Annotated in this window: 18 protein-coding genes; 10 read left to right on the top strand and 8 right to left on the bottom strand. The window is 63.6% G+C overall.

Features of this window, described 5'->3' with window-relative positions; translation table 11 throughout:
* Positions 1-14: 14 nt before the first annotated feature.
* Positions 15-377: a hypothetical protein gene (locus ATY77_RS13115; RefSeq protein ID WP_245314330.1), complete on the top strand. Its 363-nt coding sequence runs from the start codon at positions 15-17 to the stop codon at positions 375-377.
* 526 nt (positions 378-903) lie between these two features.
* Positions 904-1,698, top strand: a complete 795-nt coding sequence (gene dapB, locus ATY77_RS13110) for a 4-hydroxy-tetrahydrodipicolinate reductase (RefSeq protein ID WP_088687681.1) — start codon at positions 904-906, stop codon at positions 1,696-1,698.
* A gap of 521 nt (positions 1,699-2,219) precedes the next feature.
* Here the strand turns inward: dapB and ATY77_RS13105 are convergent.
* The 3 genes from ATY77_RS13105 to ATY77_RS13090 form a co-directional block, all read right to left on the bottom strand.
* Positions 2,220-2,726, bottom strand: a complete 507-nt coding sequence (locus tag ATY77_RS13105) for a GNAT family N-acetyltransferase (protein ID WP_088687680.1) — start codon at positions 2,724-2,726, stop codon at positions 2,220-2,222.
* A gap of 618 nt (positions 2,727-3,344) precedes the next feature.
* Positions 3,345-3,596, bottom strand: coding sequence for a hypothetical protein (locus ATY77_RS13095; RefSeq protein WP_348627670.1), 252 nt, complete (start codon positions 3,594-3,596; stop codon positions 3,345-3,347).
* A gap of 262 nt (positions 3,597-3,858) precedes the next feature.
* Positions 3,859-4,680 carry an AraC family transcriptional regulator gene (locus ATY77_RS13090; RefSeq protein ID WP_088687677.1) on the bottom strand — a complete coding sequence of 274 codons (822 nt, stop codon included), beginning with the start codon at positions 4,678-4,680 and terminating at the stop codon, positions 3,859-3,861.
* Between the two features lie 94 nt (positions 4,681-4,774).
* Between ATY77_RS13090 and ATY77_RS13085 the strand changes: the two genes are divergently transcribed.
* Both ATY77_RS13085 and ATY77_RS13080 read left to right on the top strand, forming a co-directional pair.
* Positions 4,775-5,686, top strand: coding sequence for a phytanoyl-CoA dioxygenase family protein (locus ATY77_RS13085; RefSeq protein WP_088687780.1), 912 nt, complete (start codon positions 4,775-4,777; stop codon positions 5,684-5,686).
* Positions 5,687-5,815: 129 nt separating this feature from the next.
* Positions 5,816-7,384 carry a hypothetical protein gene (locus tag ATY77_RS13080; RefSeq protein ID WP_088687676.1) on the top strand — a complete coding sequence of 523 codons (1,569 nt, stop codon included), beginning with the start codon at positions 5,816-5,818 and terminating at the stop codon, positions 7,382-7,384.
* 31 nt (positions 7,385-7,415) lie between these two features.
* Here ATY77_RS13080 and ATY77_RS13075 read toward each other — a convergent pair whose 3' ends face one another.
* Positions 7,416-7,901, bottom strand: a complete 486-nt coding sequence (locus ATY77_RS13075; RefSeq protein ID WP_088687675.1) for a nuclear transport factor 2 family protein — start codon at positions 7,899-7,901, stop codon at positions 7,416-7,418.
* Between the two features lie 94 nt (positions 7,902-7,995).
* Between ATY77_RS13075 and ATY77_RS13070 the strand changes: the two genes are divergently transcribed.
* Both ATY77_RS13070 and ATY77_RS13065 read left to right on the top strand, forming a co-directional pair.
* Complete coding sequence (locus ATY77_RS13070; protein ID WP_088687674.1) at positions 7,996-8,946, top strand: LysR family transcriptional regulator; 951 nt, start codon at positions 7,996-7,998, stop codon at positions 8,944-8,946.
* 143 nt (positions 8,947-9,089) lie between these two features.
* Entirely contained in the window at positions 9,090-10,511 is a 1,422-nt protein-coding gene (locus ATY77_RS13065; protein WP_088687779.1) for an aspartate aminotransferase family protein, read from the top strand.
* A 113-nt stretch (positions 10,512-10,624) separates the two neighbouring features.
* On the opposite strand, the gene ATY77_RS13060 is transcribed toward ATY77_RS13065, so the two are convergent.
* Positions 10,625-10,921: a GIY-YIG nuclease family protein gene (locus tag ATY77_RS13060; RefSeq protein WP_088687673.1), complete on the bottom strand. Its 297-nt coding sequence runs from the start codon at positions 10,919-10,921 to the stop codon at positions 10,625-10,627.
* A gap of 429 nt (positions 10,922-11,350) precedes the next feature.
* Here ATY77_RS13060 and ATY77_RS13055 point away from each other — a divergent pair, with 429 nt between their 5' ends.
* Positions 11,351-11,839, top strand: a complete 489-nt coding sequence (locus tag ATY77_RS13055) for a hypothetical protein (RefSeq protein WP_245314329.1) — start codon at positions 11,351-11,353, stop codon at positions 11,837-11,839.
* 129 nt (positions 11,840-11,968) lie between these two features.
* Positions 11,969-12,445, top strand: a complete 477-nt coding sequence (locus ATY77_RS13050; RefSeq protein WP_088687672.1) for a nucleoside deaminase — start codon at positions 11,969-11,971, stop codon at positions 12,443-12,445.
* A 250-nt stretch (positions 12,446-12,695) separates the two neighbouring features.
* Here ATY77_RS13050 and ATY77_RS13045 read toward each other — a convergent pair whose 3' ends face one another.
* Positions 12,696-13,118 carry a TIGR02594 family protein gene (locus tag ATY77_RS13045; RefSeq protein ID WP_088673487.1) on the bottom strand — a complete coding sequence of 141 codons (423 nt, stop codon included), beginning with the start codon at positions 13,116-13,118 and terminating at the stop codon, positions 12,696-12,698.
* 376 nt (positions 13,119-13,494) lie between these two features.
* On the opposite strand from ATY77_RS13045, the gene ATY77_RS13040 reads away from it, so the two are divergent.
* The gene (locus tag ATY77_RS13040) at positions 13,495-14,271 is read left to right on the top strand and encodes a protocatechuate 3,4-dioxygenase (protein ID WP_088687671.1); all 777 of its coding nucleotides are present in this window, start codon (positions 13,495-13,497) and stop codon (positions 14,269-14,271) included.
* 436 nt (positions 14,272-14,707) lie between these two features.
* The gene (locus tag ATY77_RS13035) at positions 14,708-14,989 is read left to right on the top strand and encodes a nodulation protein (RefSeq protein ID WP_088687670.1); all 282 of its coding nucleotides are present in this window, start codon (positions 14,708-14,710) and stop codon (positions 14,987-14,989) included.
* On the opposite strand, the gene ATY77_RS13030 is transcribed toward ATY77_RS13035, so the two are convergent.
* Together ATY77_RS13030 and ATY77_RS13025 are read right to left on the bottom strand one after the other, a co-directional pair.
* The gene (locus ATY77_RS13030) at positions 14,986-16,452 is read right to left on the bottom strand and encodes a right-handed parallel beta-helix repeat-containing protein (protein WP_088687669.1); all 1,467 of its coding nucleotides are present in this window, start codon (positions 16,450-16,452) and stop codon (positions 14,986-14,988) included. The two genes, ATY77_RS13035 and ATY77_RS13030, sit on opposite strands and share 4 nt — an antisense overlap.
* A gap of 628 nt (positions 16,453-17,080) precedes the next feature.
* Positions 17,081-18,574, bottom strand: a complete 1,494-nt coding sequence (locus tag ATY77_RS13025) for a right-handed parallel beta-helix repeat-containing protein (protein WP_088687668.1) — start codon at positions 18,572-18,574, stop codon at positions 17,081-17,083.
* Positions 18,575-19,192 lie beyond the last annotated feature (618 nt).

Genomic DNA, 19,192 nt, shown 5'->3' with positions numbered 1-19,192 from the left:
GCCGAAACTAAACCATGCTGGAATATGATCCGCATTACCCGACGATCCTGCCGCCAGGCATCGCGCTTGCGCTTGTTTTCGCGCTGAACATCCTGATCCCCATCCTGGCCATTGTCGTCGCGCGAAGGATGAGGCGGCGCAGATGGCTGCTGCATGCGGTTGCGTTTCTCTGGGTGCTGTTGTCGGCATTCACGCTTTCCGCGTTGGCAATGCCGGCGATGGCGCCGGACGAAGAAGCTGGACCTGGCGAAGGGTTCATCCTGCTTCCCGTCCTGGGGGAAACGCCAATCGTGCTCTTTGTTTACGCACTCATTTTGGCTTTCCTACGCTGGCGTAGTCCAGCAGTCCGGCAAGAGAGATCCGCAATATTTCGATGAGCGGCGTTCTCATCGCACACGGAAATCCAATTTTGCACCAATCCCGAACTGCGCTTGTCGCAAAACCCAAGCTGCCGCCGCAATCGTCCGCCTGAGAGGGACGCCACGGCGATGCCCGACGCTCAAGAGAGCCTCATCCTGAGGCGCCCCACAGGGGCCTCGAAGGACGGGGCGGGCGCGGTGATGTCGGATGAATGCAAGAAGCAGCGTTGCAGCGCGTGCTTCGAGGCTCCGGCCTTTGGCCTGCGCACCTCAGCATGAGGAGCGTTGGAGGATGCCGCGCTTCACGCCAGATACTCGATGACGGAGCACCACCTCTCCTCTGTCATTCCTGTGACAGGCACAGGAATGAGGGTGGAGAGGTGAGTGACTCACAAGAGCTTCGAGGACTTGGCGGGTGCTCTTACCATGACGAATACAAGGGGGATGCTTCACAAGCTTTCAAGGCATTTCAAGCATCCCGGCTTTGCACCAATCCCGAACTGCGCTAATCGCCAAGCCCAAGCGCCACCGCCAAGGAAACAACGTGACCTCACCCATCAAAATAGCCGTCGCCGGCATAAACGGCCGCATGGGCCGGGCCATCCTGCCGCTGCTCCAGGCCGATCCGGCTTTTGCCTTCATCGGCGGCATCGGGCGTTCCGGCGCGTCAGGCGAAGGGTTGATCGATCGTGCGGCCGCGATTGCGGCGGCCGATGTCATCCTCGACTTCACCACGGGCAGCGCCGCCGCCGAGCTTGCCGGATTGTGCGCGGCATCGGGCGGGCCGGCGCTGGTGATCGGGGCAACCGGTTTCGAGCCGGATGAGCTGGAGCGGATCGCGGAGGCCGCCCGCAGCATTCCCATCCTGCGCTCCGGCAATTTCTCGATCGGCCTCAACATGCTGCTCGGCCTCGTCTCCCAGGCCGCGCGCGCCCTTCCCGCCCATGCATGGGATATCGAAATCCTCGAAGCCCATCACGCCAGGAAGATCGACGCGCCTTCCGGCACCGCGCTGATGCTCGGCGAAGCGGCGGCGGCCGGCCGCGGCGTCTCGCTCGCCTCTGTCGAGCGGCGCGGGCGCGACGGCTTGACCGGCGAACGCCCATCCGGTGAAATCGGCTTCGCCGTCCTGCGCGCCGGCGGCATCACCGGAGAGCACAGCGTGCTCTTCGCCGCCGCCGAGGAAGTGATCACCCTCTCGCATTCGGCCCTCGACCGCGCCATGTTCGCCCGCGGCGCACTCGCCGCCACCCGCTGGATCGCCGGCCGCCGCGCCGGCGAATACACCATGGCGGACGTGCTGGGCCTGGCTGCGGATACAGGCGGACAAGCCGAGTGAATACAGCAGCTTGAAGTGTCCGCCTGAATCAAATTCTAAGCAGCCTCCCGTGACCGATCGGGTATCGCCGGCAGCGGGCATCGGGACCTTTTCGCTCACGCTCAAGAGAGCCTCACACTGAGGCGCCCCAGGGGTCTCGAAGGACGAAGCGGGTGCAGGAAGCAGCATGCGGCGCGTGCTTCCAGGCTCCGGCCTATGGCCTGCGCACCTCAGCATGAGGAGCGTTGGAAAACGGCGCGCTTCACGCCAGATGCTCGATGGCGAAGCACTACCTCTCCTCCCTCATTCCTGTGCTCGTCACAGGAATCCAGTGCGCCCAAGTCCTTGGGCGCGAGAAACTCGTTTCCTTTCCATAGAGTCATTCACGGCGCGGACGCGCCGTGGCTGGATTCCTGTGACGGGCACAGGAATGAGGGGGGAGAAGTCGGTGCCTCTCGGCCTGCGCACCTCGGCATGAGGAGAGGTGGATACTCGGAGAGACCTTGAGAGCAAGGCGAGCGCGTCCAATTCTGAATCCCGCCCTACCCCACCAGCCGCCACGCCATCATCACATCGTCGATCTCCCTGCCATCCTCCAGCACGGCGCCGGGAATGCGGCCGATTTCGGCAAAGCCCTGCCGCTGGTAGAAGCGCATCGCCGCCGGGTTTTCGGCGTTGACGAACAGCTCCAATTGCCGGAGGCCGATCGACCGCGCGTGATCGGAAATCGCCTCGAGAAGCCTGACGGCAAGCCCCGTGCCGCGCAGGCCGGCGCGGACATAGACCATGACGATCGTGGCGCGGTGCGCCATCTTGCTCGACCGCTGCCGGAACAGGCCCATGATACCGACGGGCTGGCCGTCCTGAAAGGCGATGAAAACCGGCTCGCTCAGCCGGTTGCGCCACTCCTCGAGCGACAGCACCTCCCAGTCTTCGTAGCGGCTGGCGAAGGCGGACGGATTGGTGCGCAGCGCTTCCAGCCGGATCTGCCGGAAAGCCTCCACATCGTCCGGCCCCACCAGCCTGATCGTCACGCCGCCTGCATCCATCATCGCCTCCCGGGATATGAAACACTGTCATTGCAGGCGGCTCCGGCCGATGCAACCCGGAAGATGTGTGCTTCTATTGCTTGGGGCGGTCGCGTGGGCGAGCGGCGGATGCAGAAGCAACGCTGCGGCGCGTGCTTCGAGGCTCCGCCCTTTGGGCTGCGCACCTCAGCATGAGGAGCGTTGGAGGATGCCGCACCCTGATAGTTGGCGTCGGAGGCCTTTGCGCCAACGCTCAAGAGAGCCTCATCCTGAGGTGCCCCGCAAGGGGCCTCGAAGGACGAGGCGGGTGCCCTACCCAGTAAAAGAGAAGTAGCGTTCGGCGCGTGCCTTCCACCAAGCCAGCTTATGTGAAGAGGGCACACCCCCTCTGCCCTGCCGGGCATCTCCCCCACAGGTGGGGAGATTGGCTGGGCGCGATGGTTTCCCCAAACAACAGGCCTCATAGCCCGGCGAAACGGTAATTGGGCACGAAGTTTGCGCCACTTGCCGATCTCCCCACCTGTGGGGGAGATGGCCGGCAGGCCAGAGGGGGTGCCCGCGGCACGCCCTATCAAAGGTTTTGTTTCATAGACAACCGAACGCGCCCAAATCCTCAGGCGCAAGAGCCAATAAAGCCATTCACTGCGACGGCGTCCCCACCCGGCCGCCTTTGCGGACGCCTGACGGGTCGGCGTCCGCCGGGCTCGTCGGTCTGAGTTCCCATTGCGCGGGCGGGCGGGCGGGTTGGTCGGCGGTCGGCTCGGGGGTCGATCGCACGATGATGTCATCCGCCTGCTCGCTCGGCCGAGCGGCCGTCTGGTCGTCCGGCCTCTCCATGTTGAACGGCGCGATCTGACGGATGACGACGAGAAGAACTAGCCCGACGACCATACACACCAACGCATAGACAACGAAATATTTCAGTGCATATCCCTCGCTGATTGGCAGAGCGGCCTTGACAGCGGCGTAAATGATATTTCCTCATCTTTGAATGATACTTCGAGAGAAGGCAATAGATTTTAATCGTCCCAAAGAAATTTCAGAATTGCACAGCAGAAAATAAGCTCGTTATTAAAGAGACTTGCAAGCATCTCGCGCGATGCTCGATTTATTCCTCGTCATCCCGGCAAAGGCGAACGCCGGCCGAAACCCTTTAGCCTCGCCTGTATTGCGCCCGGAATTCGCGCGGGCTGCAGCCTTCCCGCGTGTGAAAGACCCGCGAGAAATAGAACGGGTCTTCGATGCCGACCGCGGCTGCGACGGCTTCGATCGTCTCGTCGGTGGTGACGAGCAGCTGCTTGGCCTGGTCCATGCGGACGCGAAGCTGGAAGGCCTTGGGCGGCAGGCCGGTCTCAGTGATGAATCGTCGTCGCAGCGTAGCGGACGAGATGCCGTGCTCGGCGGCAAAAGCCGCAAGATCGAGCGGCCGCAGCGCCCTGCCCCGCAGCACCTCGACGAGATCGCCCGCCGCCGCCTCGCTGCCGCGGTCGGCAGCAGTGCCCGCCTGCTGCACAGCGGCGATGACGATGCGATGCAGCGCCAAGGCTGCCGAAGCCTGGCCGAGATGGCTGTCGTCGGCGAGATCGGCATGCAGCCAGCCGAAGAGCCGCGCCATCTCTTCGGGGCGGCGCAGCGCCACCAGCGGATGCCGCTCTCCTATCAGCCGCATGCGCACGAAATCGCGCGCGAACGAGCCTTCGAACAGCGCCCAGCGCTCGTCCCAGCCGTTTTCATCGGGCCCATAGGAATGGATGCGGTTCGGAAACAGCCAGAAGAGCGCCGGCCCTTCCACGGCCTGGCGGCCGCCGGCGGCGGTTTCGAGAAAACCCTGCCCGCGCTCCACCAGCACAGCCGCGAAGCTCGGCAGCTTCCTGTCCTTCACCGCGTGGCGCGCATGCTGCCGGCCGCTGCCGGTGACAGCAAGCCCGCCGGCCGCGGCAAGCGGCGAACGATAGATGGCTTCGGCTTCTCTCATGAGCGAAAAGTCCAGCTGCAGCTTTCCTCCATGGCGATTGACGCAGGTCCGCAGCAATCTGGAGGTAGATGAACTCAAGCCATGGATGCATGAAATGTCAATTGCCGGGTTGAGAACGCTTGAGACACCCCTTGCCGCCCATGGCAGGACGATCCCCGCGCAAAGGCTCGGCCTGCTTCAGCCGACCGATCCCACCATCGGCGTCGCGGCCATCCGGCGCCGTTACGAGGAACATGGCTATGTCTGGCTGAAAGGCCTGCTGCCGCGCGCCGAGGTGATCGATTTCCGCCGCTGGGTCTTTACCCGCCTCGCCGAAACCGGCCTCTTGGCGCCGGGCCATGATTTCGCGCTCGGCCTCGCCGCCGGCGAAGGCGTCGATTGGAGCCTTGCCGACCGCCGCCTGATGTCGCTCGTCCGCTCGGCCGCCTATGAAGGCTTCTGCGCCCAGCCGCCGCTCGTGCGCTTCATGGACGCCTTTCTCGAAGGCATTTCCTACCTACACAAGCGCAAGCTGATGCGCTACGTCAAGCCCGGCACGCCGGCGGCGACGCCCGCCCATTACGATCTCGTCTACCTCCGCGGCGGCACCAGCCGGCTCGTCACCGCCTGGATCCCGATCGGCGACACGCCCGCCGAGATGGGCGGCCTCGTCTATCTCGAAGGCTCGCACGCCATCGGGCGCGGCATGGAGGCCGAATTCCGCCTCCGCAGCGGCGATCTTACGCCGGAAGAGCGGATCAGCGCCTATAACAGCCACATGGCCGAAGGCGGCTGGGTCTCCAAGGATCTGCCCGATATGGCCGAACGTTTCGACGCCCGCTGGCTCGCCGCCGATTACGAGGCCGGCGACGTCGTGCTGCACTCCCCCTACATGATCCACGCCGCCACGACCAACCAGGACCGCGCCGGGCGCCTGCGCCTCTCCACCGACATTCGCTTCCAGAACGTCGACGACGAAATCGACGCCCGCTGGAGCAACCATTGGAGCCTTGGGGATATGCTGTAGGGGGTGGGGAGACGGCCCGCGAGGAAAGCCCGGAGTAATTTCATCCTTTGATGGACTTGTTCGCGCCGCGCAACCGCCTTATCCAATAGGTTGTTCACCTGCCGCAGCCGAGACTGCAATAGATCATCGATGAAAATCCTCTCGCTTCTTCGAAACAAAAAGCTTGCCTGGAATCCCGACACATTCCCGACGCCATGGGATGCCGGTCGGCCGTCCCTCTACCGCTTCGTCAGGGAGAACGGCAGCGATGCCAACCTGCCCGACCAGGAAATCTATTTTTCCAAAACCGAGGTTTCATGGGTCGGCGGCGCCGTGGACCACATTGTAGCGCCTGAAAACGAGCCGGCGCGGGCGAAGGCCTGGGCCGTCTATCCCGCCCTCAAGGCTGCGCTTGCCAGACCGTCGGCCGAAAGCCTGAAGCGGCTTTACGACGCCATGAACCGGGACGCGGCAATCGAATATATCGACAGCCTGGTCGGCTTTTCGGCATGGGAACTCGACAGCGGCAAGCTTCAGGACCTCATGCGCTGGCTGGCGTCGAACGCGCCGGACCGCGAGGTGGTGAAGGCGGCGATCGCGTTGCTCGGAGCCAAGCGCAACCCTGACAATATCGACCTGTTCCGGACGCTCGGCCGGCACGATGAGTTCGCTATGTTTGCCAATGTCGCGCTGATCAACACGCTCGACGACCCGGAGATGGAAATCTGGGACCTCGCAAAACGCCTCGACGGCTGGGGCAAGATCGATGCTGTCTCGCGGCTCTCGAATACGAAAAATGCCGAGATTAAATCCTGGATGCTGCGGCACGGCTGCGCCAATTCGATCATGTATGAGTATCTCGCCTATACCTGCGCCACGGCGGGCAATCTCATCGAGGCCCTGCGCGCCCGAACCGTTGACGAAGAGCTGCTGTTGGGCGCTTCCGACATTATAGGCGCGCTTTTTTCGGGTGGCCCGGCGCAGGATATGTTCGATTATAGCGATGGCGCCGAGGCCGTTCGCCTGTTCGTCGGCCATCTGGATCGCGACGGGCTGAGCCTCGCGCAATGCGGCGCGCTCGTGCGCATTGGCGAGTTTCTCGCCGACGAGGATCCCGCCTGGGAACGGCAGCCGGGCTGGTCGCCGCAGGAACGCCAGACCATCAGGCAGCAGGTAGCGGCCATCCTGAAACGGCAGCCGCTGGCGGAACTGGCCGAACCCTGGCTGGCAACGGGCGATCATCTTCGCTTCTATGACGCCATAACGATTGCCAGGTTTCTCGAGATGGATATTTGGCAGATCTACCTCACGCGGCAGTTGGCAGGCCACAATTCCTGGTATTTTCTCATGCAGACGGACAATCCGGAGCGGATCGTTCGAGTGCTGGATCTTGCCCGCTCGACATTCGACTTTCGCGACGTGGCGACGGGGCCGCAACTGGAAGGCATCGGCTACGGCGAGAAATACCAAACCCATGCCGCGTTCGATTTCATCGTCCAGGATCTGCGCAGATTCCCCGGCAAGGGCTGGGACTTCATCGAGGCCAGCCTCCAGAGCCCGGTGATCCGCAACCGCCACATGGCGCTGAAGGCGCTTGACGCCTGGGGCCGCGAAAACTGGCCGGCCGATGCCGAAGCGCGCCTCTCGGCGGCGCGAGAAATCGAGCCCGACGCGAAAGTGAAGGCAGAAATCGCCCGCCTGCTCGCCGACAGGAAATGAAAAAAGGCATTGAGACGTGTGAACGTCCTACTTATGAAGCCGGCACCTGCCCCAGCGCCGCCGCCTGTTCCAGGCTGATGCCGTTGGCAAGCGGATCGGCGTGGCGGTGGGCGAGCCGCCATTCTCCGCCCTCGCGGCGATAAACCAGGGTGACGCGCAGCGCCCAGTCCTGCATCGGCAGGCCGCCGACCTCGACGCGGGCGCGCTCGATGACGGCGAGGACCACCATCTCGGCCGAGCCATAAGCCTGCACGAGTTCCTGCTCGAAGTCGCCATTGGCAAAGAACCGGCCGACCGACTTCCAGCGCTCCTCCGTCAGCTCCGCCCCGCGCGTCGGCCGGCCGCCGAAGGGAGACATGAGGATGAAATCGGCCGCAAGCGGGTTGAGAGCGCGGTAGGTGTCGACATCGCCGCGCATCAGCGCCGCATTCGCTTCCGCGGTGCGGCAGAAGAGTTCGGCGCATCGGGCGTCGGGCGCGCCCGCTTCGGCAAGTTTGAGATGGGATGCGGATGACATGAGCCTGCTCCTTCAGCAATACGAACGCCTATTGCGCCGCCGCCGGACACTCCCACTTCATGAGTGCTGAATCCAATGATATGATTTCAGCGATATGCTGAACCAGATTGATCTTTCCCGCACCGATCTCAACCTCCTCGTCCTCTTCGAGGCGGTGCTGGAGGAGCGTCATGTCGGCCGCGCGGCCGCGCGGCTGAACCTCACCTCGTCGGCCGTCAGCCACGGCCTCGGCCGGCTGCGGCGGCTCATGAACGACCCGTTGTTCCTGCGCACGCCGAAGGGCGTGGTGCCGACGGCGCGCGCGCTGGAGCTCGCCGCCCCGATCGCCGATGTGCTGGCGCGCCTGCGCAGCGTGCTGTCGTCGGCCGAGCCCTTCGATCCCGCCACCTCCGGGCGCCGTTTCACCATCGCCGCCCCGGACGGCATTTCGGCCGTGCTGCTGGCCCCGCTTCTCGCCGAGCTTCGCCGCAGAGCGCCCGGCATCGATATCGCCATCCGCCAATTGCTGCCGGCGCAGGGCGAAAGCGCGCCCGAACGCGCATGGCGCGGCGCCTTCACCGATCTCGAAGACCGGCTGACCGATATCGCCGTCCTTCCCACCGGGCACATTCCGGAGCGCTTCCATGTCAGCGGCCTCTATGACGAGGATTTCGTCGTCGCGATGCGCGCCGGCCATGCCTTCGCCGGCGAGCCGACGCTTGAGCGCTATTGCGAGCAGCAGCATCTGGTCGTTTCGCTCGGCGGCGATCCGCATGGCTTCGTCGACGAGGCGCTGGCCCGCCAGGGCCGCAGCCGCCGGGTGGCGCTCACCGTGCCGAACTTCATGTTCGCCCTCGCCATCCTTGCCGAAACCGATCTCGTCTGCGCCCTGCCGAGACGCTTTGCCGTCATGCATGCGGCGCGCTTCGGCCTTGAAAGCGTCGATGTGCCGCTGGAACTGACGCGGTTTCGCATCAATGCCGTCCTCCCCAAGGTCGCGCTGATGGATACCGGTGTCGCCTGGCTGCTCGCCGTTCTCGAGGAAGCGCAGCCGCCTTTGCCGTAAGCGTGCGTCGGACGTCCGCCGCTCCCCATAACCCTTTCGCTGCCGAGACAGCGCCGGCAAGATCGGCTAGATTGCCTGCTGCCGGCAATGAAGCTTCGAGGAGGGTCCGTCAGCACCGGCGGGCAGCCGGCATGGGGGATCATATGTCGGCAATCGCATCTCTGTTTCAGGAAGCCGCCCGGCTTGCGGCCGCCTTTCGCCAATCCGCTCCCGCCCGCCATGTGCCGCGCCATGATTACGCCGCGTCGCTCGCCACCTTCGACGAGCCGCTGCCGGCGGCAGGCGCCGATATGGGCGATGTGATCCGGGAGCTCGCCGAAAGCGCCGAGCCCGGGCTGCATTTCACCACCGGCCCGCGCTTCTTCGGCTGGGTCATCGGCGGCTCGCATCCGGTCGGCGTCGCGGCCGATTTCCTGACCAGCGCCTGGGGCCAGAATGCCGGAAACCACACCGCCGCGCCGGCCGCGGCCGCCGTCGAAACCATTTCGGCCAGATGGCTTCTCGATCTCCTGAAGCTGCCGGGCGAAAGCTCGGTCGGCTTCGTCACCGGTGCCACGGTCGCCAATTTCACCTGTCTTGCCGCCGCCCGCGGCGAGGTGCTGCGCCGGGCCGGCTGGGATGGCGATGCCAAGGGCCTGTTCGGCGCGCCCGAGATCACGGTCGTGATCGGCGACGACGCCCATACGACCGTCTTCTCCGCGCTGCAATTCCTCGGCCTCGGCCATGACCGCGTGCTGCGCCTGCCGACCGACGCGATGGGCCGGATCGATCCGGCCGCGCTCCCCGGCGCGCTTGCATCGTTCACCGGCCCCTGCATCGCCGTTCTCCAGGCCGGCCAGATCAATACCGGCGGCTTCGACGATTTTGTCAGCCTCATCCCGGCGCTGAAGCAAAAGGGCGCCTGGGTGCATATCGACGGCGCCTTCGGCCTCTGGGCGCAGGCTTCGGAGAAGTTCAGGCATCTCAGCCGCGGCGTCGAGGCGGCCGACAGCTGGGCGACGGACGGCCACAAATGGCTGCAGACGCCCTATGACTGCGGCTATGCGATCGTCCGCGACGAGCTTGCCCACCGCCGCGCCATGACGATCGCCGCAAGCTACCTGCCGCTCGCCACCGAAGGCGAGCGCGATCCCTCCCATTACGTGCCGGAGCTTTCCAGGCGCGCCCGCGGCTTTGCCACCTGGGCGATGCTGAAACATCTCGGCCGCGACGGCATCGCCGCCCTCATCGACCAGTGTTGCGCCTCGGCCCGCCTGCTCGCCGAGCATCTGGCGCGCGAACCCGGCATCGCCATCCTCAACGAGGTGACGCTGAACCAGCTCATCCTCCGCTTCGCCGCCGACCGGCCGGACGAAGAAAGCGACGCCATCACCCGCAAGACCATCGAAAAGATCCGCGCCGAAGCCACCCTCTTCGCCGGCGGCGCCAAATGGCGCGGCCGCGACGTCCTGCGCCTCTCCGTCACCAACTTCCAGACAACCGCGGACGAGGCCCGCCTGGCGGCGGACAGTATTATTGCCGCTTACAGGAGTGTCGGCCATCCTGCGGATCACCCTTCCGGATAAGGGCTGCCCCTTGTGTCAGGCCGGTATTACATCGAGACAGGCCGCACCCTCTCTCCGACCTCATCCTGAGGTGCCCCGCAGGGGCCTCGAAGGACGAGGTCGGCCACCTGCGCTCACTCTGCCTCGACCGGTCCGCGTTTCGACAGTTCCGGCAAGGCTTCATAATCCATGGCGATCAGCGCCTCCTTCTTCCGGCGCGACCAGCCTTTGATCTGCCGCTCGCGGGCAATGACGTCGAGGATGCGGTCATAGGTTTCCGTGAAGACGAGTTCGACCGGGCGGCGCTTGGCTGTATAGCCGTCATAGATGCCGGCATTGTGCTCCCAGACGCGCGCCTCGATCTCCTGTTTGGTCAGACCGGTGTAGTATGAGCCGTCGCTGCAGCGGAGGATGTAGACGGTGACTTCCATTGCCGCGAGGCTAGCATGGTGGAAACGCAGCCGGCAAGATTGCGGGGTACGTTATACGGAGCCACCCGCCCTCGTCCTTCGAGGCTCCGGCCTATGGCCTGCGCACCTCAGGATGAGGGCTAGTCGGTGTGCCGTGTGACTGAGGCTGACCGTTGTGCCGCGTAGCTGAGGGTGATCTTTGCGCCGCGTGGCTTCTCGGATCGGTGTGCCGTGCCGCTATGTTTCCGGCGAGACAAGCCGCTCGCTCTCTCCGACCTCATCCTGAGGTGCCCCGCAAGGGGCCTCGAAGGACGAGGTCGGCCACCGGCCACTGCTGCCGACATTCCACCAACCGGATCGCCTATTGACTCGTCCCCAAGCAAAGCTACCGTCCACTCCTCCGGATTGAGAATTTGCCAAGCTTCCCTTTGCTCGCCTCACGGTTTTCCCATGTCCCGATATCTCCCCGCGATTGCCGCCCTTCTCACGCTGATCCCGGCCGCCGGCCATGCCAGCGAGGCGCGGGGAAAATCGGCGCCGCCTTCTCATAAGGGCTGCGTGGAAGTCAGCGGAACGGCCTTGCCGGGAGCGGCCGGAGGCCCGGCCTATGGGGCGGCCGAGCTGAAATGCGGCGCAAAGCTCTCGCTGGTGCTTCGCCGCCAGACCGGCAGGAACGGCAACCTTCCCGTCTGGGCCGATGTCGATCAGGTGACGATCACCAGGCCCAGCCCCCGCCACGAACTTCTGCAGCCGGTCTATTGCTCATCGAGCCGGTTTCCCGGGGACGCCGTCTTCGCACTCGGCAGAATGGCAGAGCAGCCGGATGGCACGCATCGGTCGGAGAATGTCGTCAAGGCCTGGCGTTTCGATATCAAACGCGAAAGGCTGGCCTCCATCCCCGTCGACGGCGTGCTTTGCGAGCTGGACGCGGTCGATTGACGGCCGGGTGCCGAGCCCGCCTGCCCTTATCCTTTCGGGCGCCGGCTCGAATCCGATTTGCGGCGACTTGGAAATCCCTCAAATTCACGACAAGATCATCCCGCTCTAGCTTTTTCGGGGAGGACTCTGATGGAAAACCATGAGCCGTTTTTGCGCGAGGCGATTGCGCTTTCGCGATCCGCGATGGAACACGGCGGCGGCGAACCGTTCGGCTCGGTGCTGGTGAGGGACGGCGAAGTGATCCTGCGCGCCGAAAACACCGTCTTCAGCGGCCGCGACATGACGAACCACGCCGAGATGAACCTGGTGAAACTGGCGGCGCAGCATTACGACGCTGCCTTTCTCGCCGGCTGCACGCTCTACACCAGCACGGAACCCTGCGCGATGTGCGCCGGAGCGATCTACTGGTCGGGCATCGGAAGCATGGTGTTTGCCTGCTCCGAAACCCGGCTTGGCGAGATTGCCGGGATCGGCTTGAACGTGCCGAGCCGGGCGGTGCTGCAAACCGGCGCACGCGTCGTCACCGTGGTCGGCCCGACGAACCTCGAAGACGAAGCCGCCGAAGTCCATCAGCAATTCTGGCCGAAGCATCTGGGCAAGGCCTGAAGCCACGCCGAGGTCAGGATCCATCAAATCGGTGCCGGAAGATACGCCCCAACCCCGCCACGGAGGTTTGGAAGGACGTTTTTAAGGAGGCCCAACATTTTAAAAATGCGCGAGATAAGGCCTGCAGATCCCGGCTGCACCCATTTTTTAAAATGTTGACCTCTCTTAAAAACCTCTTTGTCAATCCTAAGCTATTGGAATCAAAGGGATGGAGTGGCAAGAAGGTTTTTAAGGAAGGAGATATCGGGCTTCATCGTCGAACGGCGACGACGGAGCTGGCGCGGTAGCGCGACAGCTGGACCCGGTTGGACTGGTTGCCGCCGAAGAGATAGACGTATTGGCGCCGCTGGTCGAAATGGTCGAACAGACTGACGTGGAAACGCCTTCCGCTGCGGATCACCACCACGTCGCCGCGCTTGGCCGAGCGGGCGAAGACCGGCTTGCCGAACTTCATCCAGGAGCGCGCCATGTTGGGGTTGTCGGGCGGCTCCCTCGAAGATCGCTTGGCGACATAGGCCAGGAACGCCCCGCACCAGGAAGTGCGCCTCGGATTGACGCTGAGGAAGGAGATGGAGCGTTCATGCATGCTTTTGTATCGGGACGCCGTGCCGAGCATGTCTGCCTCACAGGGCACGGCAAGCGCCGTGAGGACGATGACGAGAATAACCCTCATGGTTTCCCACCATTGTTGCGAAGATCATGATGATCTCAATTGTGACGAAGAATAAAATGCGGGCGGAAACGTAAAGATGAATCATGGCGCGAATGAGAAGCAATTTATTCGTGTATTTTCGAGGATAATCTGAAGATAATCTTAGCGCGGCAGGCTCTGTCGGCCCGGCGCGCAGATGGGAAAAGCCTGCCTCGCGAGACGCCCGCGGCCTCCACCCTGCTTAACCGATATTCCATGAGGGATCCTCAGAATACTTGGGAGGCACTGACAATACATTGCCGCGCCAAACCCGACCGAGCTTCACCGACCATTGCCGGGATTTAACTGGCTTTTCCGGCCATCCTCCTCCACGCTGGCCCCAACGAAAGGAAGGCGGATGAAGAGGCGGACCCTTGTGCTCGGCGGCGCGGCCATCGCGGCGTCATCAGTGATCGCGGCAGCCATCTGGCCGCGGCGCCACGTCGCCATCGCCGCCAGGACCTTCGACTGGAAGGCAAGCGACTTCCTGAGCGGCGGCACCGAGGCGGTCGCCTGGGAGGCGCTGCCCGAGCCGCTCTTCCGCGCCCGGCCGAACTGCGTTGCGACGCTCGCCCAGACCCTCGGCCCCTGCCATGTCAACAATGTCCCCGCCCGCCAGGATGTTTCGGAGGGTAGACCCGGCCTGCCGCTGCGCCTTGCCGTCCGCATCGTCCATGCCGGCGATTGCCGGCCGGTGGAAAAGGCCGATATCGAGATCTGGCACACCGATCATCGCGGCATCTATTCCGGCCGCGAGGCCGCCGAAATGTGCACCTTCGGCGATGCCGAGGCGACCAGCGGCCTCGCCTTCCGCGGCCGCCAGCTGACCGATGCGCAGGGCCGGGCAAGCTTTCTCACCGCCTATCCCGGCTGGTACAGCGGCCGCACACCGCACGTCCATTGCCGCATCCTCGTCGACGGCAGGGAGCTCCTCGTCAGCCAGATCTATTTCGACGACGCGCTGAGCGACATCGTCTACGGCGAGCACCCCGACTATGCCGGACGTCCTGCCCGCGACACCCGCAACGACGCCGACAACCTCATCCCCGACGACGCCGCCGACCACATCTTCGACTTCGAAAAACTCGACGGCGGCGTGCTTTCGGCGACGATTACCATCGGTCTTGCGGCGTAAGCGGCGATCTCCATCCGCCTTTCGCTTGCCGCCCGGGGTGAGGCGAAAGGCCATGGAAGCTGTGCCGTGTGGCCCCTCATCTGCCTGCCGGCATCTTCTCCCCGCCGGGGAGAAGCGGAATCACAGCAACGTCTTGCCCTTCTTGAAGACATCATTTGAGGACGTGGAGCTCTCGACTCCCCTTCTCCCCAGCTGGGGTCCGAAGGACGGGTCGAGACCTGCGGCTCGACCCCGGTCGGTGGCCCGGAGGGCCGGATGAGGGGGCCACACGGCACACCTCCAATATCACGGACTTTAACCGCCCAAGAGGTTTGGAAGGACGTTTTTAAGAGGCCTCAACATTTTAAGCGGGCAATTTTCTCCTCTTCTCTGAACCAGATGCAGCATTCCTGCGTATTTCTCTCGACAGCGGAAAGAAGCAGCAAGGGGTGGTGGCATGGCCAGGAAAGAAGGCGTCGCCCGCATCGCCGGACGCGCCGCCGAACAGGGGCTGGCCCGGCTGATGATGCGGTTGCCCGCGACGCGGGGAACGATCCGGGCGGCAGCGGCGAGCGATCCCGATCTCGGCGAGATGTGCAGCGCCTATGGCGAAGTCTGCGCCGTGCTCGACCGCATGCGCAGGGATAAGGCGTCCGATCCCGCGATCCTCGCCGAATATGAGAGCATCTGCACGGAGATCGAAGCAGAAGTCCTGCTGACCCTGCTCGGCGAAAACTAGACCAGCGCATCCTCGGGATGGAGGATGACGCTCAGCACCAGCCCATCCTGATAATGCGAAGATTCCGGCGGCGGCGGGATGTTGGGATGCCAGAAGGCGTTGCCGGTTTCGCCGGCGCCGAAGAGATCGGCCACGTCCAGCGGGCCGAAATAATTGCCCTTGTCCGCCACATCACTGCCTTTGTCGAAGCCATCATGGCCGAAGCGGCGAAGCAGCAGGCTTTCGGAGGAAACGCCGTCCTCGCCGAAGGGATCGCCGTGATGGCCGTGGTCCGCCTCCGCCTTCATCTTCGTCATGCTGTCCTGCCCGGCATAGGCGCTGTCGGCCATCAGGCTGAGGCTTGCCTCGGTGGCGACAAGGCTGTCGGCGCTCGCAAACGTGGTCTCGCTCTCGTTGACCGTCGTGTTGTCGTAGACAGGAAAGGTGCCGGCGGCGATGATCGTTGGCGATATGCTGTAGGGCGTCACGTCGCTGGCGATGAAATTGTCGTGGAACGAGCCGGAGGCAGGCCGGTCGACCTTCAGCGCCGCCTGCGTCAGGTCGTCAAACAAGTTGCCATAGATATCGATGCCCTCGCGGACATAGCTGGGCGTGCCGGCGGCGCTGACCGCCACACCCCAGACGCCGTCGTGAATGTAGTTGCCGGAGATGTCGTAGTCGCGCGTGTCGCCCTGGTCGCCGAGGCCGATGGCATAGGACCAGCTGTAGCCGCCATAGCCCGAAATATCGTTGCCGTGGATGGCGACGTTGGTGCCGGCCTGCGCGCCGATCCCGAAGCCGCCGCCGATGATCGTATTGTCCTCGACCACGGCATTGACCGGCCGCACCAGCGCGATCACGCCCTTCGGCGTCACCGCACCCGTCTGATCCAGCGTGTTGCCTGAAATGGCGATATTGCTGCTATCGTTCATCTGCACGGCATCGGCCGCCGTGCCATGGGCGTTGGTGACGGTGTTGTTGATGAAATTGACGCCGTTGACCTTCTCGATCCACACGCCGTCGCCGTTGACGTCGTTGATCGTGCTGTTTTCGATGGTGATGTTCGAGCCGGTCCGGAAGGTGATCGAACCTGACTTGGACAATCCAGTGTGTTCCACTTCGACATTGCGAACGGTCCAATTTGAGACATAACCGCCGTAGATGGCCGCCCCTCCGGTGTCGGAGATCGTGATGTTCTCGATGACGATATTCGAGGCATAGAGGCTGTGAATGCCGTCATTTGGGCTTTGGATGACGGGCGCGTCGCCGACGCCGTAGCTGCCGATGGTGATCGGCGCATCGACTGTGCCGGAATATTTCAGGTCGAGCTGATCGTTATAGACGCTGCCGGCGGCGAGCAGCACGCTGTCGCCCGGCTGCGGTTTCAGGTTTTCCACCGCCCAGAAGGATTTGAAAGGCGCGTCCTCGCTGGTGCCGGCGTTCGTGTTGGAGCCCGTCGCTGAATTCACATAATAGATTGTCATCTCGCCTATTCTCGCATTATCGCCCAGCCGTCGGGTGACGGCTGCAACGAGTGGATCGGATGCGGTCGGGGGCTGAAGGCCATCAGGATGGCGTTCGATTGCCGTTACGGCGGCGGGCCTGGGTGGGGCCTTGCTCCCGAGAAGCGCCTGGCGGTGGCTGCATCTACGAGAATACAACTTAAGGGAAAATTAGCGAGGAAACAACGACCGAAGGGTGAATGAACGGTAACGTACGGTCTGATGGTTTACGTAAGGTAAGTTGCCATCACCGATGGCCGCCCTCGTCCTTCGAGAGCCTCAGGATGAGGCCGGGGAGAGGTTGCGGCTTGTGTCATCAGAGCCAGGCAATGGAGGGTGCGCCGTGAGGCCCCCTCATCTGCCTGCCGGCATCTTCTCCCCCTGGGGAGAAGAGGAATCGCAGCTGCGTCTTGCCCTTCTCGAAGGCATCGTTTGTGGACGGGAGCTCTCGGCTTGCTCGCTTCTCCCCAGCGGGGAGAAGATGCCGGCAGGCAGATGAGGGGGCCACACGGCACATCTTTCATTGCCCTTCACATGAAGCGCATGCGAAGGGCACATATCCCACAAACCGCAGTGGCAGAGGGTGGAGGTCATACCCCCACCCCAACTCTCACCGCAACAAATCATCCATATGAATGAACACCGTCAGCGTATCCCCGTCGGTATGCTGGGAGTTCCCATCATTGATCCCGTAGCCGAAAGTCTCGCTCACATGGCCGTCATGGGCGGCCGGCAGCTTCGTCTCGTCGAGCGTGTAGGCATAGCTGCCGTCCCGTTCGACGTGGATGGAGCCGTACTCGCCGGTCAGCGTCAGGCCGTGCTTGCCGACGCTTTCGCCGTCGAAGCGGCGCAGCACCAGCGTGTCGTTGTCGGAGCTGTCGTTTTCCAGAAGATTGCCGCGATGGGCTTCGCCGTTATCGGTGAAGATCTTCAGATTATCGTGGACGGCGACGACGGCCGGGTCGGCGACCGCCGCTTCCGTCGTGGCAGGAACCTTGGTCTCGGTGGCGGCAAGCGTCGTCGAGACATTGGCGACCGTCTGGTTGCCCGTGACGGTGAAGGTATGCGCATCGACGATCGAGGGCGATATGCTGGTGGCCTTGGTGCCGCTCTCGATCGTGTTGTTGTAGAAGGAGCCGGAGGCCGGCCGGTCGACCTTCAGAGCCGCCTGGGTGAGGTCGTCGAAGGTGTTGTCGTGCACCTTGATATTGGTGCGGGTATAGCTGGCGCCGACTGGGCCGCTGACGGCCACGCCCCAGGCGCCGTCATGGATGTGGTTGCCGGATATGTCGTAGTCGCTCGCGCTGCCCTGATCGCCGAGGCCGACGGCGAAGGACCAGTCGTAGCCGTGATAGCCCGAAATGTCGTTGTCGCGGATGGCGACGGTCTTGCCCGCCGGCGCGCTGATGCCGAAGCCGCCGCCGGTCAGCACATTGTCCTCGATCACTGCATTGGTCGCCCGCACCAGCGCGATCACGCCCTTCGGGCTGCTGGCATCGGTCTGGTCGAGATGGTTGCCCTTGATCAGGATATTGCTGCTGTCGTTGACCTGCACGGCATCGGCCGTCGAGCCGTTGGCGCTGGTGACGCTGTTGTTGATGAGCTTGACGCCGGCGACCTTTTCGATCCAGAAGCCGTCACCCTTGACGTCGGTTACCTTGCTGTTTTCGACCGTGATGTTCTTGCTGTTGCGGAAGGTGACGGCGCCGGCGCTTTCCGACTGCCCCGTCTTGGCGATCTCGACATTGCGCACCGTCCAGTTGGTGACGCTGCCGCCATAGATGCCCGCACTTCCGGTATTGGAGATCTTCAAATTCTCGATGACGATGTTCGAGGCATAGAGGCTGTGAATGCCATCGCCGTTGCTATGAATGACGGGGGCCGCCCCCGTGCCGTAACTGCCGATCTTGATCGGCGCGCTTTCGGTGCCGGAATATTTGATATCGAACTGCTCGTTGAAAACACTTCCCTTGGCGAGCAGCACACTGTCGCCCGGTTTCAGTTTCAGAGATTCCACTTTGGACAAAGTCGCAAAAGCCGAGGTCTGGCCCGTTCCGCTGTTGCGGTCGGAGCCAGTCGCTGAGTTCACATAGTAGATTGTCATATCGCCAATGTTGCCCTGTTCGTCGGATCGCTACATCGCCACTGGAATCGACCGGGACCGGCCCTCCGAATGCGGCGGGGGGCAAACCTCCACGGCAAAAAGGCGAGAAGATGGTGTCAATGCGGCAGCTGGCCGGTTTGCGGGTCTTATTCCACAGGCGGCGGGCCGAGCTCCGCTCAGCCGCAAGAAAGCTGCAACCCCGGTTCGGGAACCATCGACTTCAAGGCGAACAAATCCGGGTTGTACGCTTTCGTACATTCCCGCCTTCGGCCCGTGCGGCAGGTGATTCGTCCCTGCCGGCCCTCGAAACGCGTGATTTGGCAGGGCTCGCTTCATACAGGAGGCCCCGCCGCGCGGAGCGCTTCGGAAGTGAGGGTGCCGGATTTTCGGTGCCCGCGGGCGCCGCTTTCCATGCTTCCCCAACGAGGGGCGGGTGGCCGACCCCACCCACCCTTGTATCTGCACGTTAGAGATTTTGTGCGATGGAAGCGATTGCGCCTCTGGCCGGGTGGCCACCCGGCCAGAGGCGTGACGAAGTCGCCCGCCCTCCCTCCGGTTACAACCGTGAATGAGCCTGGGATCTTCGTCATCGTCACGTACGACCGAATAGTCGCTTGG

Origin of the sequence: Rhizobium sp. R634 (genome assembly GCF_002211305.1) — a bacterium.
GTDB lineage: Bacteria > Pseudomonadota > Alphaproteobacteria > Rhizobiales > Rhizobiaceae > Rhizobium.
This window is presented reverse-complemented; position numbering and strand designations above follow the sequence as displayed.

What these genes read in the sequence shown, in the direction of transcription:
- ATY77_RS13065 (WP_088687779.1), top strand. Translation starts at nt 9,090, where the DNA reads ATGTCGGCAATCGCATCTCTGTTTCAGGAAGCCGCCCGGCTTGCGGCC.
- ATY77_RS13095 (WP_348627670.1), bottom strand. Translation starts at nt 3,596, where the DNA reads ATGGTCGTCGGGCTAGTTCTTCTCGTCGTCATCCGTCAGATCGCGCCG.
- ATY77_RS13115 (WP_245314330.1), top strand. Translation starts at nt 15, where the DNA reads ATGCTGGAATATGATCCGCATTACCCGACGATCCTGCCGCCAGGCATC.
- ATY77_RS13040 (WP_088687671.1), top strand. Translation starts at nt 13,495, where the DNA reads ATGAAGAGGCGGACCCTTGTGCTCGGCGGCGCGGCCATCGCGGCGTCA.
- ATY77_RS13080 (WP_088687676.1), top strand. Translation starts at nt 5,816, where the DNA reads ATGAAAATCCTCTCGCTTCTTCGAAACAAAAAGCTTGCCTGGAATCCC.
- ATY77_RS13035 (WP_088687670.1), top strand. Translation starts at nt 14,708, where the DNA reads ATGGCCAGGAAAGAAGGCGTCGCCCGCATCGCCGGACGCGCCGCCGAA.
- ATY77_RS13050 (WP_088687672.1), top strand. Translation starts at nt 11,969, where the DNA reads ATGGAAAACCATGAGCCGTTTTTGCGCGAGGCGATTGCGCTTTCGCGA.
- ATY77_RS13090 (WP_088687677.1), bottom strand. Translation starts at nt 4,680, where the DNA reads ATGAGAGAAGCCGAAGCCATCTATCGTTCGCCGCTTGCCGCGGCCGGC.
- ATY77_RS13045 (WP_088673487.1), bottom strand. Translation starts at nt 13,118, where the DNA reads ATGAGGGTTATTCTCGTCATCGTCCTCACGGCGCTTGCCGTGCCCTGT.
- ATY77_RS13025 (WP_088687668.1), bottom strand. Translation starts at nt 18,574, where the DNA reads ATGACAATCTACTATGTGAACTCAGCGACTGGCTCCGACCGCAACAGC.
- ATY77_RS13085 (WP_088687780.1), top strand. Translation starts at nt 4,775, where the DNA reads ATGTCAATTGCCGGGTTGAGAACGCTTGAGACACCCCTTGCCGCCCAT.
- ATY77_RS13030 (WP_088687669.1), bottom strand. Translation starts at nt 16,452, where the DNA reads ATGACAATCTATTATGTGAATTCAGCGACGGGCTCCAACACGAACGCC.
- ATY77_RS13075 (WP_088687675.1), bottom strand. Translation starts at nt 7,901, where the DNA reads ATGTCATCCGCATCCCATCTCAAACTTGCCGAAGCGGGCGCGCCCGAC.
- ATY77_RS13070 (WP_088687674.1), top strand. Translation starts at nt 7,996, where the DNA reads ATGCTGAACCAGATTGATCTTTCCCGCACCGATCTCAACCTCCTCGTC.
- ATY77_RS13060 (WP_088687673.1), bottom strand. Translation starts at nt 10,921, where the DNA reads ATGGAAGTCACCGTCTACATCCTCCGCTGCAGCGACGGCTCATACTAC.
- ATY77_RS13105 (WP_088687680.1), bottom strand. Translation starts at nt 2,726, where the DNA reads ATGGATGCAGGCGGCGTGACGATCAGGCTGGTGGGGCCGGACGATGTG.
- ATY77_RS13055 (WP_245314329.1), top strand. Translation starts at nt 11,351, where the DNA reads ATGTCCCGATATCTCCCCGCGATTGCCGCCCTTCTCACGCTGATCCCG.